The organism is Leisingera sp. M658 (genome assembly GCF_025144145.1).
Taxonomy (GTDB): Bacteria; Pseudomonadota; Alphaproteobacteria; order Rhodobacterales; family Rhodobacteraceae; genus Leisingera.
Genome location: NZ_CP083546.1, coordinates 1735852 through 1751816 on the forward strand (window position 1 = coordinate 1735852; position 15965 = coordinate 1751816).

Genomic DNA, 15965 nt, shown 5'->3' on the forward strand with positions numbered 1-15965 from the left:
AAGCGCAGCAGAAAACGACGGGTTTTACAGTCGTTTCTGACCCTTGGGCATTGGATAATGTGAACCGTGAAGGGGGGGGGTATCATCAAACGTGGCGGTCCGTGTTCGTACACAGGGCCTATGGCACCAGCGGGCGGGCAGCCTGCACCATTCCGGCACTTTCCAAATACAGCAGCAAAGCTGTCAGAAGCATAAGATGGCTGATGAAGCGCAATCGGCGGGTGCCCGCAATGCTGAAAGCGGCAATCGCCGTCGATCTGAGTTGATACGCCCAGCCGCGGTAGGGGCTTTGGGCCTGTTCCGGTTTGCGGGCTCTGGCCTGAGCACGATCCGCTTTCTGGGTTTCTTCTGGTTCGCTTTGGGTAAGCCTGACGGCTTGGAACGCTTGGTCGCAGTGGGCATCAAGTGCCAGCGCAGCTTGATCAACCGGAGTGAAACATGCCCGGCCGCGCAGCCTGACAGGAGCGGGTTGTTCCTGCCGGGTTTCGGCTGGCCCGGGTGTGGCTTGCAGGCTGCTTTCCGGATTGGGCTCGAACACGCTCAGGAACTGTTCGCACGTCAGTGCCACATCGGATTCGCGCCATTCAACCAAAGTTGCCTCGACAGCAGGAAGCAGCCGCCGCAGCATTTCGGCCAGGAACAGCTCCGAAATCTCCTGATCGCAATAATCGGGAAAGGCGGGCGTCAGCGAAAGTTCCAGCAGTGCCGCGGGCTGCAGCATCGAGTTTGTCAGCCGGCTGGCGCGCCGCAAGGGGACCCTGCGCAGGCGTACAGTCACCAGGTAATGGTCACATTGAATTTTGGCTGTATTTTCTGCCCGCGCCTCAATTGTTTCTGCCGGATGGCCGAAATCCTCGAGCGTGTCCACAACAGCCGAAACCGCTGCTGAAAGGGTCCCGGTATCGCGGGCTTCCAGTCCAAGCCTGCCTGTATACTGCACTTTCTCTGCCACCGTCCGGATCCTCCATTCAGGGTGCCGTTAAAAGAAGGATAAAATTTGAACGAGTTGAAAGTGGGGCGGAAAACACGGCGTCAGGCGAAACAGCGCGAACAGAGTTGCAGGAAACAGGGCGTTGTTGATGCTATTGTTTTTATTGGGTTTATTTCTATGTGTTCGATTTGGATGGCTGGATTGCGGCCCAATTGCGGCGGTCGGCGGACACATTGATGCCCAAGAGCCTACAATGGCGCGGGAATCATCTTCACTGTTCCTGGCGGTCAAAAGGGCAGACGCAATACAGCCAAAGGAGCAGGCAGCAACCTTGCCTGAAATTTTCTTGGTTGCGGCTTAGCCGTCGATCTGCCGCCCCATGATTGCGAGAGACTGCTGATAAACAGTTGCGGCGTTCCATTCTTTCAGAACCCGGTAGTTCGGCTCGCCCTGCTGATAGCCCTTGCCGGGTTTCCAGCCTTTTTGGCGCAGGTAATTGGCGGTGGAGGCCATCGCGTCCCCCATATTGTAGAAATCCACCTGCCCGTTGCCGTCCCAGTCCACCCCGTATTGCAGCGCATTGCCGGGCAGGAACTGGGTATGGCCCAGCTCGCCGTGCTTGGCCCCCAGCGTGGCCGGGGTGATGGCGCCCTGATCCACCAATTTCAGCGCCCCCAGCGCATGCGGGCGGAAAAAATCGGAGCGGCGGCAATCATAGGTCAGCGTCACGATGGCGGAAACCACCTGGCTGTCGCCCATATAGTTGCCGAACGCGGTTTCCATCCCGTGGATTGCAATCAGAACGCCGGCGGGCACGCCGAATTTCCGCTCAAGTGCGGCATAAAATTCCGGGTTGCGCGCCTTGCGCTTGCGGCCCTGCGCCACGATGGTCGCCGAGCCGCGGATCTGCATGAATTTCTCCAGCGAGTATTTAAAGCTCTTCTGGTTGCGGTCAGCAGAAATCGTGCGGCGGGCATATTGCGCGGCGGCAAGCGCCTGCAATCCTGCCTTGCGCACGCCTGCGCGCTTGGCCTCGCGCTGAAAATCCCGCTTCCAGGCGTCAAACCCGGATGAGGTATTGCCGCAAGGCGCGGCCAGGGCAGGGGAAGCTAGCAGGGTGGAAATCAGGGCAGAGGCCAGCAGACGGCGCATGAAAGACTCTCTCAAATGTGACTCGTAGCTTTCAGCCTAACGTGCTGGCCGCGCGTGTCTAACGGGAAAAGCCGTGCATGGTTCCCATTTACCTAAGCAAAGGCTGTTCCGGCGGCCAGGGCAAGCCCGTCCGCCACCGCTGTCATGGCATTTCCTGTTTCAACGCGGGCGTTTGGACAGATGCTGCGCATTTGCGCCTGAACCGCCCCCAGCAGCGAAGAGCCGCCGACCAGTACGATCCGGTCCACCTTGCCAGCAGTAAGACCGGCCTGCGCCAGAGTCTCGGCAGCGCAGGCCCCGATGGCTGCGGTCTGTTCTGCCAGAGTCTGGTTCATTTCTGCGGCGGGCAGCGGCACTGACAGGCCGCGCTGCAGCAGCTTCAGGTCGATCGCCGCCGCGCCGCCTGCCGTGTTGGCCTGGATCTTGCCGCGCTCAACCGCAAAGGCCAGTTCGTGCCCCAGTTCGTCCTCCAGCACGTCAACCAACCGGGTCAGCCTGTCCGGTTCAACCGCATTGGCGGCCAGGTCCTTTGCGGCCCGGCGGTTCTCCGGACTGTAAAGGAACGGGATCATCTGCCAGGTGGCCAGATCGTTGAACAGCCGGTTCGGGGCCGGCAGGGTGCCGCCGCCAAAACTGTTGCGGATTTGGCTGCCGCGTCCCAGCAGCGGCATCACATGATGGATGCTCAGCTGCCGGTCAAAATCGGTGCCGCCCAGCCGCACCCCATGCGAGGCCAGGATGCGGGTTGCGCCGTTTGCGTCCTGTTCAAAGGCGGTAAAGTCCGAGGTGCCGCCGCCGATATCGACAATCAGCCCGCGGCCCGGCGCAGGTGCTGCAGCGCGCAGGGCGGCTTCGGGTTCATACATGAACAGCACGTCGTGAAAACCCGCCTCCAGGTAACAGGCGCGCAGGTCCTTTTCGGCCTGGATATTGCGGGCCTCATCCTTGGAATGAAACCGCACCGGCCGGCCGGACAGCGCGTGGGTGAATTCCATATGCGTCGCCGTCTCGGCGCGGGTCTTCATCTCGGCCAGAAAGCGGGCGATGAGGGTGCCGAAACTGATCCGCTCGCCGCCCAGCCGCCGTTCCTCATGCAGCAGCGGCGTGCCCAGCAGGCTTTTCAAGGCGCGCATGAAACGTCCCTCGTCACCGTTGATCAGCGCCCGCGTGGCGCTGTGGCCGATCCGCATGGCACGCGCGCCGTCCTCAAAGAACACAGCGGTAGGCAGGGTCTGCTCGCCAGGTTCCATCTCGACCAGCCAGGGCCGGCCGGCCACGGCAATCCCCGCCGCCGAATTGGAGGTGCCAAAGTCGATACCAAGGGTGTTGGGGGCAGTCATGGGAAGGCTCCTGTCTGCTGGGCTGAGCCGGGCGGAATACTGAAAGTGCCGCCCAAGAGCAAGAGGTGCAATAGAAAAGGGCGCCCCGAGGGACGCCCTTTCTAAACATGGTGCTGCAGCTTAGCAGCTGTAGTACATGCCGAATTCGACCGGATGCGGGGTGTGCTCGTACTTGTGCACCTCTTCCATCTTCAGCTCGATGTAGCCGTCGATCTGGTCTTTGGTGAATACGTCGCCCTGCAGCAGGAAGTCGTGGTCGGCGGCCAGCGCGTCAACAGCTTCACGCAAGCTGCCGCAGACGGTCGGGATGCCTTCCAGCTCTTCGGCCGGCAGATCGTACAGGTTCTTGTCCATGGCTTCGCCGGGATCGATCTTGTTCTTGATGCCGTCCAGGCCGGCCATCAGCAGCGCGGCAAAGCACAGGTAGGGGTTCGCCGCCGGATCGGGGAAACGGGCCTCGACGCGCTTGGCTTTCGGGCTTTCGGTCCACGGGATCCGTACGCAGCCGGAACGGTTGCGGGCGGAGTAGGCGCGCAGAACCGGGGCTTCAAAGCCGGGGATCAGGCGCTTGTAGGAGTTGGTGGACGGGTTGGTGAAGGCATTCAGGGTCTTGGAATGCTTCAGAATGCCACCGATGAAATACAGCGCTTCCTGGCTCAGGTCGGCGTATTTGTCGCCTGCAAACAGCGGCTTGCCGTCTTTCCAGATCGACATGTTCACGTGCATGCCGGACCCGTTGTCGCCATAGATCGGCTTCGGCATGAAGGTCGCCGATTTGCCATAGGCGTGCGCCACGTTGTGGATCACGTATTTGTATTTCTGCAGCTCGTCGGCCTGTTTGGTCAGGCTGTCAAAGATCAGGCCCAGCTCGTGCTGGCAGGAGGCAACCTCGTGGTGGTGCTTGTCGACCTTCATGCCCAGACGCTTCATGGTCGAGAGCATTTCGGAACGCAGGTCCTGCGCTTCGTCGGTCGGGTTCACCGGGAAATAGCCGCCCTTCAGGCCCGGGCGGTGGCCCATGTTGCCCATCTCGAACTCGGCGTCGGTGTTCCAGGAACCGTCGGTTGCGTCTACTTCATAGGACACCTTGTTGATGGTGTTGGAGTAGCGCACGTCGTCAAACAGGAAAAACTCCGCTTCGGGGCCCATATAGGCCACATCGCCGATGCCGGAGGACTTCAGGTAGGCTTCAGCCTTCTGGGCGGTGCCGCGCGGGTCGCGCTCATAGGCTTCGCCGGTGTCGGGCTCAACAATCGAGCAATGGATGCAGAGGGTTTTCTCGGCATAAAACGGATCGATATAGGCAGACGTGGTGTCGGCCATCAGTTTCATGTCGGAGTTTTCAATCGACTTCCAGCCGGCGATCGAGGAGCCGTCGAACATGAAGCCTTCTTCGAGGAAGTCTTCGTCGACCAGGTCCACGTCCACGGTCACGTGCTGCAGGCGGCCGCGCACGTCGGTGAAACGGATGTCGACATAGGCGACGTCGTCTTCACGGAGAGTCTTGAGAACTGCGTCTACGCTCATTCCCTTAGTCCTTCTTTAGAGATGTCTTGGAGATTTTCTGTTAACTTACAACGCGTCCGGGCCGGTCTCGCCGGTGCGGATGCGGATGGCTTGCTCGACGGGCGAAACAAAGATTTTGCCGTCGCCGATCTTGTCGGTTTTGGCGGCGTCGACGATGGCCTCGATCGCTTGGTCGACCTGATCGTCGTCCAGCACAACCTCGACCTTCACCTTGGGCAGGAAGTCGACCACATATTCAGCACCGCGGTACAGCTCGGTGTGGCCCTTCTGACGGCCAAAGCCTTTGACCTCGATGACGGAAAGACCCTGGACGCCGACGTCCTGCAACGCTTCCTTCACCTCATCCAGTTTAAAAGGCTTGATGATGGCTTCGATCTTTTTCATCGGAATGGCTCCTCGCAAGCTTGTTGAGGGTGTCATTTCACTTCTAAATGAAGGCAGCAATGCGCGGCTGTGCAGCTGCGGCAATTCTGGCCAGGATTTGATGGTCGCCGCCTAAAAATTAAGCATTGCGCCCAAGGATTGCGCAAAAATGAATCGGGAAAGAAGACGAAATGACCGAACTGCTGACCGCCGCCCAGATGCGGGCCATTGAACAGGCCGCCATTGAGTCCGGCGAAGTGACCGGGCTGGAGCTGATGGAGCGGGCCGGGCAGGGGGTGGTTGAGGCCATCTTTGAGGAGTGGCCGGAGCTGGCAGAAGAGCGAGGGGCCGGCCCCTCGCACTCCCCGGAGTATTTGGACAAAGATGAAAAGCCGCGCCGGGCGGTGGTCCTGTGCGGGCCGGGCAACAACGGCGGCGACGGCTTTGTGGTGGCGCGGCTTTTGAAGGAGCGCGGTTGGGCGGTGGAGGTGTTTCTTTATGGAGACCCGGACAAGCTGCCGCCGGATGCGAAGACGAATTATGAGCGGTGGCGGGAGTCAGACGCGGTACGGCCGCTTTGTGAGGAAGTGATTGACGCTGGAGGGGATGCGGATCTGGCGGTTGATGCGGTCTTCGGCACAGGGCTGACGCGGCCGTTTCTGGATCAAGGCGAGATTCAAAATGAGCTGAACCTCTGGCAAGCCGCTTCCCGCCGTGGCGCGGCCCCGCGGGTTGTAGCAGTCGATATGCCCAGCGGCGCTTGCGCGGATAGCGGGCTGTACCTGGGGTACGCGGGTGAAAATCCGTTCGATTCAGTAGTGATGGCAAATTTCACGGTGAGCTTCCACCGGGCCAAGCTCGGGCAGTTCCTCTCTGACGGCGCGGTTGCGTGCGGCAAAATTGTTGTGAAAGACATCGGCCTTGCTGACAGGGACAGCCCAGCGGTGCCGGGCAAAGTGGTGACGCTTGCGGCACCATCTGGGGGCGGCAAGGCGGCGGGGCACAAATATTCCCACGGCCACGCCCTCATCCTCTCCGGCGGCCACGGCAAAACCGGCGCCGCCCGACTGGCTGCCCGCGGTGCTTTGCGGATCGGGGCCGGGCTGGTCACCGTCGGTTCGCCGCGCTCGGCGATGTTTGAAAATGCCGCCAATCTGACCGCCATCATGCTTCGCCAGATCGACGGCGCGCATGGGCTGGTGGAGCTGATGGAAGACGAACGGCTCAGCGCTATTTGCCTTGGCCCCGGTATGGGACGCGGGGCGGATACGCAGGCGATGGTTTTTGCCGCGCTGAAGGAAAAGCGGCCAACCGTTTTGGATGCAGATGCGCTTACCCGGTTCGAGATGAAGCCGGAGGTGCTGTTTGAGGTTTTGCATGAAGACTGTGTGATCACCCCGCATGGCGGTGAATTTGCCAGGCTGTTCCCGGACCTGGCCGAAAAGCTGAATGCGCCAGCCACCACAGGCCCGGCTGACTCTAAAGTGGATGCCACCCGCGAGGCGGCAATACGCGCCGGCTGCGTGGTGCTGTTCAAGGGGCCGGATACGGTGATTGCCGCGCCGGACGGCCGCTGCTCGGTCAATTCCGCGCATTACGAACGTTCTGCTCCCTGGCTGGCCACCGCCGGGTCGGGCGATGTGCTGGCGGGCTTCATCACCGGGCTGATGGCGCGCGGGTTCTCTCCCATGCAGGCGGCGGAAACGGCCGCCTATGTCCATGTGGAATGCGCGCTGGAATTCGGCCCCGGCCTGATTGCCGAGGACCTGCCAGAGCAGATCCCCGCCGTGTTCCGCAAGCTGGGCCTGTAACGCTCCGGTTCAGGCTGCCGGGCGCAGATCTTCGTCCGGTGCGGCGGCTGCGGCCAGTTCCAGTCCGCCTGCATAAATCACATGCGGGCGGGAAAACTCCAGGATCGTCAGATCCATCATCTGCAGACCCAGATCACGGATGAATTCGCCATCCACCAGCTCATAGGCCGGCACCACTGCCTGCGGCTGGCCGAACATTGCCTTGGCGCGCCAATCACGGACCAGGACCCGCTGGTCCCAAGGGACGGTCAGGTCGCTGTCTGCGCGGGTGTCGCCAAGCGATCCGGCAGAAATGCATACGGCTTGCAGCATGGCGCGGCGGGTGCGGACCGCTTCTACCCGGGCCATGCCCTGGGTGCGGGTGATGAGGCCGCCGCCTGCTTTAACCTCTTCCGCTGCGCGCTCACCCTCGCGGGTCAGTACCAGGGTGCCGCGCAGCAGGCTGATGTTCTGGCTGCCCTGATACAGGCGCCGGGGCTGTGCTTGGCCGCGCATCGCCAATTGCGCGCGCAAGGCCGCATTACCAAACGGTTTCATGTTGTTACTCGCTCTGTCTGCCTCAGACTTTTTTGTGAATCTATGCCAGAACCGGATTCCAGGCCCAGCCTTTTCCGGCGAATGCCTGCCCATTGTTGCAATTATGCGGACGGATTGTTGCTGTTTTGCACAGGGCGCCCGAGGACGCGTTTTCCGCTCGCATCCGCCGCTGTCCTTTGATAATCACCGCGTCACACAAAGCATTTTTGTGTGCGTGCGGGTGTGGCGGAATTGGTAGACGCACCAGATTTAGGTTCTGGCGCCGCAAGGCGTGGGGGTTCGAGTCCCTTCACCCGCACCAGATTGATTTTACGGGTAAATTTCTACAAACTCAGCGCGGCGAGTGTTCTGCGCTATGTTTTGTACTCTTGATCATGTTCTTGTTATGTTCTGGCGCGGCCGGGCGGTCTTGGATAGCTGCCTTTGCTTAGCCTGTTCTCATCCCAGCGGGTGGCAGGATCGACCCCAAGTGCCGGATCCTGCGAGGTGGGCGAACGGCAGCTTTGGCAAAATTCCTGGTACGCTGCATCGCTTGTTCCGAAACGATCCCCGGATCATTTAATTGAGGCCGGTCAACAGGTTCAGGGCGGCTCTACCCCAAACAGGTTGCGCTCTTTGGCCAGATAGGCGAGGCGCGCGGTTGACTTGCAGCCGAACTTTTGCCGCATCCGCAGAAAACTGGTTTTCACTGCTGATAAAGAAAGCGAAAATTGCTCTGCGATCTCATCATAAGACATCTCCTGCTGGATATGCAGGCGCAGCATCTCCAGTTCTTTCCCGGAAAGGGACGGGGGTGGAAGCAGCGAGTCAAAAAACTCGGTGACAACCATGCTCAGCCTGCGCATCTCGTTATCCGAAAGCTCCCTGTCCTGCCGGGAAACAAACACCATTGATCTTTTTGATCCCGTCAGAGCCGCAAAGGCAGCGCCATATACCAGACCGTACCGCTGAGACTTTTCGAGTATCTGCAGAGGGTCGGGCAGCTGAATGGCCGACCAGCGTATGGCGCCTTCGTTCTTCAGCGCCCAATTGAATACAGGGTCATGAAGGAAGTAGTTTTCCCGGTCATACTGTTCCTTCCATTTTTCGTGGAAGGAACATTCAAAGTGCTCATACCCCATGATTGAAAAGTTGACCATAAGGGTGAAACCCGTGGTGCTTACTTCGTTGATCGCGGATCTGCAGGCCGAAAAAGCCTCGGCAATCTTTGTGCTGTTTGCTCCGTCCGAGGGCAGATTCGTTGTAATCACAGATTTTGGCATCTCAACCTTCCACCCCGAATGACTTGCGACTTAAGTCTCACTGCCGGCAACCTTGGTTGTCTTGCCCGCAACCTAGGTCGCATTTGATGTGACCAGAGTTGCAAATAGAATGCAACAGTCAGGTAGTTGTGGACAGACGAAAATCTACCCTTAGGTGTAATTTCTGCGCAGGGAAGGTCGAAACCTGTACTGGAGATACATTTATGCAAAACGGATACGCCAGGAGCGAGGCCAAGGCCCGGACAGGTATTGAAACTATGGTTGTCCGGTTTGAGCCGGTGCGGCTGCCAAAGTCACTGAGAAGTCCAGATCAGGATGTGCTGGACGCCTTTATGTCGTTGCGCAAGAGCGTGTTTGCGGACGGCAAAAACTGGCGCGTGTGGTTGTCCTGCCGAAGCGATCTGGATCAATACGATCATCTGGACGCCTACTACATTATCGCATTTGATCCTGCCACAGGCGAAGCGCTGGCCGGTGCGAGGCTGCTGCGCACAGATCGCGGGGGCCGCCATCCAGGCAGATCCGAAATGACTTATATGGTGCGTGATGCGGTCCGCGGCATGCTTCCCGGGCTGCCCGCGGACTTGTGTGATGAAGAGCCGCCGTGCGATCCCGCGGTCTGGGAACTTACCAGGTTTGCATCGAATGGTGCCGCGGGAGCAGGGCAGCTGGTGTTGCAGCGGCTGCGGACATTCCTGCAGGAGCTGGGCGGAGAACGTTTCGTGTTTCTGTCTCCGCCGGTTGTCGCACGGCTGGCCAAGTCCTCAGGCTTTGCAAATGTCGTCCCGCTTGGCCCGCTCAGAGGCGATCAAAACGGCAAGTACCGTGTTTATTCTGCCGATGTGCCCCAGCCAGGAAGCAGCGAAGCGTGAAGAGCTTTCTGTTTTTCCGCAGACAGCACCACCACGACGGCACTCACGGCCCCAGACGGAAATCCGAGCACTCCCGCATGTCAAAGATTAACACTCAGCAAAGTATTTCCGACTGGCGCATCCTGTCCGAGCTTCAGGGCATCCCGCGGGCGTCTCAATTCGTCATGATGGGCGGCGAAGTCAGGCTGGTGCGCGGGGAACAGACAGCTGCGCCCGAATGCCGGTGGTTAGTTCAGCTGCACGGGTTTTCCGCACGCGGCGCCACATTGCGCGATGCGCTGGATAGCTGGATAGTGATAGCTGGACTAAGCCCCTTCGGCATGCCGTAAGCGCTGGCCCGGCGTTCCAAGCGCATCGCCTTGGAACAGGCTGGCCGCGGATGGCGCAGGCATTCCGGAAACCACGCCGCGCAGCGGCTCTAGCTGGATCTGATCGCTTGGGTTCAAGGCGCAGGTTGGAAGATCTGATCCTTGCGGGACGCAGCGCACTGAATTGCCTCGTTTGTCCGGGACTTTTTTTGCCGGACTCCGCTGCGCTGTTCTGTGCGAAAATGAATGCAGTATTGAGCGTGTGCGCAGGGTTGCAGAAATTGCATGCCCCCTCTGAGCCTAGTGATTGGGTGAAAGTGACCTTTTTCACCTAACGCATTGCCCATAGGCGGTTTCTTGCAGGCTTAAAGTTGCAGTAGGCAGAAAACCGCCTATTCATTTCTCCTGATCCCGGGGTGAATTTTCAACCCTGAAGGGGCGGAAAAACGCGTGATAGCTCCTGGCCCAAGCGGCGGTCTCAGGGATGGAGAGACATGCTGCTGACGGAACAGGAGACTTGAAGAAAATGAGCATTAAATTTGCAGCGCGCGCAGGCGCGGCCACTTTGGCAGCAGCGCTTGCAGCCCCGGCATTTGCGGGCCCGACTTACACCAACGACACTGGCGGCAGCTTCCGCTGGTACGGGCAATTCAACCCGTCGTTCCAGTCCTTTGATGACGGGCAGGAAGACTTTAACCGTCTGGTGGACAACGAGGCGTCAAATTCGCGCATCGGTTTTGAGATTGAGCAAGCTTACGGCGAAAACACTCTGCGGTTCCGCTTTGAGACTGCGTTTGGCTTTCGCGGCTCCGACGGGGTCAGCCAGCTGACCACCGGCGACAACATCAGCTGGGACCGCACCAACATCCGCCATGTTGATTTCCAGTTCGACACTGCCAGCTATGGCCGTTTCTCGGCAGGTCAGGGCTCGATGGCAACCGACGGCATCACCGGCGCGGATTTTTCGGGCACCGGCCTTGGCGCCTCCAACTCTGTTGCCGACTCTGCGGGCGGCTATGCTTTCCGCACCACCGGCGGCGCTCTCAGCGGTGTGGATATCGGCGATGCCTTCACCGATCTGGACGGCGGCCGTCTGGGCCGGGTCCGCTATGACACCCCGGAACTGGCGGGTTTCACTTTGTCCACCTCTTACGGCACTGACGTGCTGAAGGACGCAAACGACCGCGAAAGCTATGACGTGGCGGTGCGTTGGGCCAATGATGACGCGGCAGGTTTTGCCATCGACAGCGGCATCGGCGCCTCCTGGACCGAAGAGACCGGCAAGGCCGACCAGCGCGATATCTCCGGCTCCTTCGCGGTGCTGCACAAGGCAACCGGCCTGTCGCTGAACCTGGCTGCAGGCGAGCGCGACATTGCGGGCACCTATGCCTATGCCAAGCTGGGCTACAAGGCAGATTTGATCGCGGCGGGCTCCACCGCGTTCTCGGTTGATTACTACGATGGTTCGGACATGGTGACCGCCGGTGACAGCGCCGAGTCCTGGGGCATTGCCGCGGTCCAGAAGATCGACGCTTACAATGTCGAAACCTATCTGGCCTACCGTGACTATTCCTATGCTGATACCAGCGCCACCACCTATCAGGATGCCAATGTGATCCTGGCCGGTGCCCGCTGGAAGTTCTGAACCTTCCTCCCTCGGTTGCAGAACGGAAAACACGCCCCTTTGCGGGCGTGTTTTTCATATTCGGGCACCGGAAATCCGCGTGATTGCGCGGCAAACCGGCAATGCCTCTTGCGCCGGGGCGCCGGGGGAAATAGAAGACCGCAAATTGTCTGGGGGCGCCTGCGCGCACGCGCCCCGAATCTCTATGGGGTATAGGATGCAGGTCACCGAGACGCTGAACGAAGGTCTGAAACGCGGCTACGCTATCACCGTTACGGCTGCTGAGCTGAACGAGAAGGTCAACGAAAAGCTCGTCGAAGCGCAGCCGGAAGTCGAAATGAAGGGTTTCCGCAAGGGCAAGGTGCCGATGGCGCTGCTGAAAAAGCAGTTCGGCCAGCGCCTGATCGGCGAAGCCATGCAGGAAGCTGTTGACGGTGCCATGAACAAGCACTTCGAGGACAGCGGCGACCGTCCGGCGCAGCAGCCCGACGTGAAAATGACCAACGACGAATGGAAAGAAGGCGACGACGTCAATGTCGAGCTGGCCTATGAGGCGCTGCCGGAAATCCCCGAGGTCGACTTCTCCGGTGTTGAGCTGGAAAAGCTGGTTGTGAAGGCAGAAGAAGAAGCCGTCACCGAAGCGCTGACCAACCTGGCCGACACCGCCAAGGAATTCGAAGCCCGCGAAGACGGTGCGGCTGCAGAAGACGGCGACCAGGTTGTGATCGACTTTGTCGGCCGGATCGACGGCGAAGCCTTCGAAGGCGGCGCAGGCGACGACTACCCGCTGGCCCTCGGCTCCAACTCCTTCATCCCTGGTTTTGAAGAGCAGCTGATCGGCTCCAAGGCCGGTGAAGAAAAAGACGTGACCGTGTCCTTCCCGGAAGAGTACGGCGCCGAGCATCTGGCCGGTAAAGAAGCCGTGTTCTCCTGCACCGTGAAAGAGGTGAAAGCCCCGAAAGCGGCCGAGATCAACGACGAGCTGGCCACCAAATTCGGCGCTGACGATCTGGACGCGCTGAAAGCTCAGATCAGCGAGCGTCTGGAAGCCGAATATGCCGGTGCAGCGCGTGCTGTGATGAAGCGTGCGCTGCTGGACCAGCTGGACACTCTGGTCTCCTTCGATCTGCCGCCGTCGCTGGTCGAGGCCGAAGCCAAGCAGATCGCGCATCAGCTGTGGCACGAGGACAACCCGGAAGTCGAAGGCCATGATCACCCCGAGATCGAAACCACCGACGAGCACAACACCCTGGCCGAGCGCCGCGTGCGCCTGGGCCTGCTGCTGGCCGAGCTGGGCCAGAAAGCCGAAGTCGAAGTGACCGACGCCGAAATGACCCAGGCGATCATGGCGCAGGCGCGTCAGTATCCGGGCCAGGAACGCCAGTTCTTTGAATTCATCCAGCAGAACGCTCAGATGCAGCAGCAGCTGCGGGCGCCGCTGTTTGAAGACAAGGTTGTCGACCACATCGTCGCGCAAGCGAAGGTGACGGAGAAAGAAGTCTCCAAGGACGATCTGCAGAAAGCTGTCGAGGCGCTGGACGAGGAGTAATCCTCTTAAGCCGTCAGCATTACGGAAAGGCCGCCTTTGGGGCGGCCTTTTTCGTTGCGGCCGGCCTTACAGAACAACCCGGTCCTGCAGCCATACCAAGGACGGGTAGGCGGCCAGCCAGATCCAGAAGAACCGGTTCAGCCCGAACAGGCAGGCATTTGCCAGATGGAACAGCGCGGCGGTGAACAGCGCCAGCACCAGTGTCTCGCGGATTAAAAGGGCCAGCGGAAACAGCACCTCGAACGACATCACAGCCCAACCCATGACCCACAGCAGCCGCGGGCGGTCCGCCAGCCCGCGCAGGTCCTCGCTGACCGGATAGGCGGAGAAGCGGAACACGTCCTGCAGCGCGCGGCCGGAGCGCCACTCCGGATTCACGATCTTGACCTGGCCGGAAATGAAGTAGCAGATCACCAGCTGCCCGGCGAGATAGGCGAACGCGTATTCCTGCCACTGTTCAGAGGGCAGCCAGCGGGCTGCAGTGAGGCAGCAAAGAACCAGAAGGCTCATCTTGTCGCTGCCGCCGTTATAGGGGCCTTGGAACCGCTGCAGAATCAGCAGGCCCAGTCCGAGCAGTCCCAGCAGCACCCAAGGTGTGGCAATGCCGAACAGCAGGAACCCGGACATTATCAGGCGGGGTCCGTAAATCACCTGTTCGTCCCGGAACCCGGCCAGATGCTCTGCGCTTTGCTGCATAAAGGCGAGCGCCAGCAGGATCTCGGTCAGGCGCAGGGCCAAATCCAGTGTCATGCGGAGGCCACCCCAGCCACCAGATGCGGTTCGGATAGGTAGGTTACGGCCCTGACCAGCCGGCCATCCCCGGCGCGGTCGGTGAAAACCAGCCGGAACTGCAGATAGGGCAGCCGGGCACCGGGCGGCAGTGTGCGCTCCAGCTCGGCGGTGATCCGGCGCAGGATCTCCTGCCGGCTGTGGCCGGACGGCGCCAGCGTCAGCCGTTCCGCGCAGCTGACCAGGAACAGGTTTTCGTTCCAGCGCGGGTTCCACAGCATCCGGCAAGCCATTGCCCAGGGCGTCAGCTGCTGCGGGCGCGGCCGGAATTCATACCATTGGTCTGGCGTGCTGGTGGCATTGGCAAGCATGGCCCATTCCACCCGCGGCGACGGATCCACCGCCTTGAAGAACCGCCAGGAGGGCATCAGGGCAGGAAGAAGGAGTTTGATCAGGCTCAGCATGACGCCAGTTAAGCGGCTTCTGATTACAATTCCCCTAAAATGCAGGCCGCAGCCGGGTGCTCCCGCCCGTCCTTGCCGTCTTGCTGCGCAAGACAGCGCGTCCCGTTGGGCCGGGCAGCGCCCTGCCGGGCGCTGCAGCCGCCTGCGTCACCGGGGCTTCAGGGGCGCAGGCCGGTTTCTTTCAGCATGCCGCGGCGCTTGGCCTCGTGGTAATAGCCGCGGGAATAATGTTTGACGGCCTGATCCTGGCTGCCGTCCGAGATCAGCCAGGCGCCGCGCAGGTATTTCACTGAGTATTGCAGGTTGGTGCCGGCATCCAGCAGATCCTTGGGCTTGCCCTGGAACCCCATCGAGCGCGCGGTGGCAGGAAGGATCTGCAGCAGCCCGTAGTAGGGCCGGTTCACCGCATGCGGGCGGTGGGTGCTTTCGCGCACGGCCAGCCGGTGCACCAGGCTGCGCGGCACCTCGTAATGATCGGCCCAATAATTGATCTTTTGCCGCAGTTCGGGCGTTTCATTGGGGTACAGCGGGGGGGCGGTTCTGCTCACCTCAGGCGGAGAGGCGGTGCTGCTGCAGGCTGTAAGAACAGCAGTTGCAAAAATAAAGATCAGAGTGGTCCGGCGCGTCATGCGGCCTCCGAAAATTGTTATCCGGGACCAGATTAGCCGCATCGCCGCAAGCTGCAACGACGGCGTTGCCGGGGGTTCCCCGGACCGGCAGAGAACTGCCGGAACCAAGCAGATGTCCGCCTGTCCCAGCCCCGATCAGACGGCGGAAGGGTCAATCAAACTTTAATCATTAGAGATTTGTTAAATATGGATTCCTACTACATATTGGGGATGCGCATTGAGGCAGAAACAACCCTCAGGGCAGTTAGCCCCTCACGCCTGTGGGGCTGCTGACCAAATCGGGCAGAGGGGGCCGCGGCTGTTTCCCAACTTTTCCGCGGTCCCTATAAGCGCCGGGTTCTACCTGAAACATGCATCACACCAGCAAATTCACCGGGAGCCGGTCATCGGATGGCCGCGGTTCTTCCTGTTGCTGGTGTTCACCATGCGCTGGCTGCACTCATTGCCAACCGTGCCGTCTGCCGCGCAGAATACCCCGCGGATGACAGCACCTGCATCAGATCCTGTTCTGCCCGGCGCCTTGATGTTGTGCAGTGCCATCCTGGCGGCACTGGAACAGGTTCGCGCCAAACCGGGCGGCATCAGGCCCGCGCCAGGTGTGCGTCTTTGCTGCGATCTGCAGGTCCTTGACCTGTCAGCCTGGCGGCACTCCGGAGTTATGGGCTGCAGGACTGGGATCCGTCCTGAGAAGGGGGCTGCCCAGCTGGCCCTGAAGGCGTGAATAGCCCGTTTCCAGGTTTGATCATTCCCTGCGGCACCGGGTCGGAAATCGCCTCTGTTTTGAAGACCGGCGTGTCGAACCTGTGCCCGCGCAGCAACCGGAACAACAGCCGGCGGCGCAGGGCCAGTTCCTCTTGCTCCAATGAT

Annotated in this window: 16 protein-coding genes and 1 tRNA gene; 6 read left to right on the forward strand and 11 right to left on the reverse strand. The window is 60.5% G+C overall.

Translation table 11 applies throughout. The annotated features are described in order from the left end of the window. Window positions 1-118 precede the first annotated feature (118 nt). From K3724_RS08690 to K3724_RS08710, 5 genes are all read right to left on the reverse strand, one after another. Window positions 119-952, reverse strand: coding sequence for a hypothetical protein (locus tag K3724_RS08690; protein WP_259991876.1), 834 nt, complete (start codon window positions 950-952; stop codon window positions 119-121). A gap of 336 nt (window positions 953-1288) precedes the next feature. Then, window positions 1289-2083 carry a lytic transglycosylase domain-containing protein gene (locus tag K3724_RS08695; RefSeq protein WP_259991878.1) on the reverse strand — a complete coding sequence of 265 codons (795 nt, stop codon included), beginning with the start codon at window positions 2081-2083 and terminating at the stop codon, window positions 1289-1291. Window positions 2084-2175: 92 nt separating this feature from the next. Then, window positions 2176-3423: an Hsp70 family protein gene (locus K3724_RS08700; protein WP_259991880.1), complete on the reverse strand. Its 1248-nt coding sequence runs from the start codon at window positions 3421-3423 to the stop codon at window positions 2176-2178. A 120-nt stretch (window positions 3424-3543) separates the two neighbouring features. Then, window positions 3544-4950, reverse strand: coding sequence for a type I glutamate--ammonia ligase (glnA, locus tag K3724_RS08705; RefSeq protein ID WP_027259157.1), 1407 nt, complete (start codon window positions 4948-4950; stop codon window positions 3544-3546). Window positions 4951-4995: 45 nt separating this feature from the next. Further along, on the reverse strand, window positions 4996-5334 hold the full coding sequence (locus tag K3724_RS08710; RefSeq protein ID WP_008554830.1) for a P-II family nitrogen regulator: 339 nt from the start codon (window positions 5332-5334) through the stop codon (window positions 4996-4998). 170 nt (window positions 5335-5504) lie between these two features. Between K3724_RS08710 and K3724_RS08715 the strand changes: the two genes are divergently transcribed. Further along, entirely contained in the window at window positions 5505-7124 is a 1620-nt protein-coding gene (locus tag K3724_RS08715; protein WP_259991883.1) for an NAD(P)H-hydrate dehydratase, read from the forward strand. A 9-nt stretch (window positions 7125-7133) separates the two neighbouring features. Here the strand turns inward: K3724_RS08715 and K3724_RS08720 are convergent, their stop codons facing one another. Then, the gene (locus K3724_RS08720) at window positions 7134-7661 is read right to left on the reverse strand and encodes a Hint domain-containing protein (protein ID WP_259991885.1); all 528 of its coding nucleotides are present in this window, start codon (window positions 7659-7661) and stop codon (window positions 7134-7136) included. 216 nt (window positions 7662-7877) lie between these two features. On the opposite strand from K3724_RS08720, the gene K3724_RS08725 reads away from it, so the two are divergent. Continuing rightward, window positions 7878-7962 (forward strand) — tRNA-Leu (locus K3724_RS08725). A 280-nt stretch (window positions 7963-8242) separates the two neighbouring features. On the opposite strand, the gene K3724_RS08730 is transcribed toward K3724_RS08725, so the two are convergent. Next, complete coding sequence (locus tag K3724_RS08730) at window positions 8243-8923, reverse strand: autoinducer binding domain-containing protein (protein WP_259991887.1); 681 nt, start codon at window positions 8921-8923, stop codon at window positions 8243-8245. 278 nt (window positions 8924-9201) lie between these two features. On the opposite strand from K3724_RS08730, the gene K3724_RS08735 reads away from it, so the two are divergent. The 4 genes from K3724_RS08735 (at window position 9202) to tig (ending at window position 13276) form a co-directional block, all read left to right on the forward strand. Continuing rightward, window positions 9202-9795 carry an acyl-homoserine-lactone synthase gene (locus K3724_RS08735; RefSeq protein ID WP_259991889.1) on the forward strand — a complete coding sequence of 198 codons (594 nt, stop codon included), beginning with the start codon at window positions 9202-9204 and terminating at the stop codon, window positions 9793-9795. Between the two features lie 77 nt (window positions 9796-9872). Further along, window positions 9873-10124, forward strand: coding sequence for a hypothetical protein (locus tag K3724_RS08740; protein ID WP_259991891.1), 252 nt, complete (start codon window positions 9873-9875; stop codon window positions 10122-10124). Window positions 10125-10629: 505 nt separating this feature from the next. Continuing rightward, window positions 10630-11748 (forward strand): porin, encoded by a 1119-nt coding sequence (locus K3724_RS08745; RefSeq protein WP_259991893.1) that lies wholly within the window; start codon window positions 10630-10632, stop codon window positions 11746-11748. Window positions 11749-11944: 196 nt separating this feature from the next. Continuing rightward, window positions 11945-13276: a trigger factor gene (gene tig / locus K3724_RS08750; RefSeq protein WP_259991895.1), complete on the forward strand. Its 1332-nt coding sequence runs from the start codon at window positions 11945-11947 to the stop codon at window positions 13274-13276. Between the two features lie 66 nt (window positions 13277-13342). Here tig and K3724_RS08755 read toward each other — a convergent pair whose 3' ends face one another. The 4 genes from K3724_RS08755 to K3724_RS08770 form a co-directional block, all read right to left on the reverse strand. Further along, on the reverse strand, window positions 13343-14026 hold the full coding sequence (locus tag K3724_RS08755; RefSeq protein ID WP_259991897.1) for an HTTM domain-containing protein: 684 nt from the start codon (window positions 14024-14026) through the stop codon (window positions 13343-13345). Further along, window positions 14023-14433 carry a hypothetical protein gene (locus K3724_RS08760; RefSeq protein WP_259991899.1) on the reverse strand — a complete coding sequence of 137 codons (411 nt, stop codon included), beginning with the start codon at window positions 14431-14433 and terminating at the stop codon, window positions 14023-14025. Before K3724_RS08760 ends, K3724_RS08755 begins: the two co-directional genes overlap by 4 nt. Before the next feature lie 194 nt (window positions 14434-14627). Further along, window positions 14628-15098, reverse strand: a complete 471-nt coding sequence (locus K3724_RS08765; protein WP_259991901.1) for a lytic transglycosylase domain-containing protein — start codon at window positions 15096-15098, stop codon at window positions 14628-14630. 369 nt (window positions 15099-15467) lie between these two features. Continuing rightward, window positions 15468-15638, reverse strand: a complete 171-nt coding sequence (locus tag K3724_RS08770) for a hypothetical protein (RefSeq protein WP_259991903.1) — start codon at window positions 15636-15638, stop codon at window positions 15468-15470. Window positions 15639-15965 lie beyond the last annotated feature (327 nt).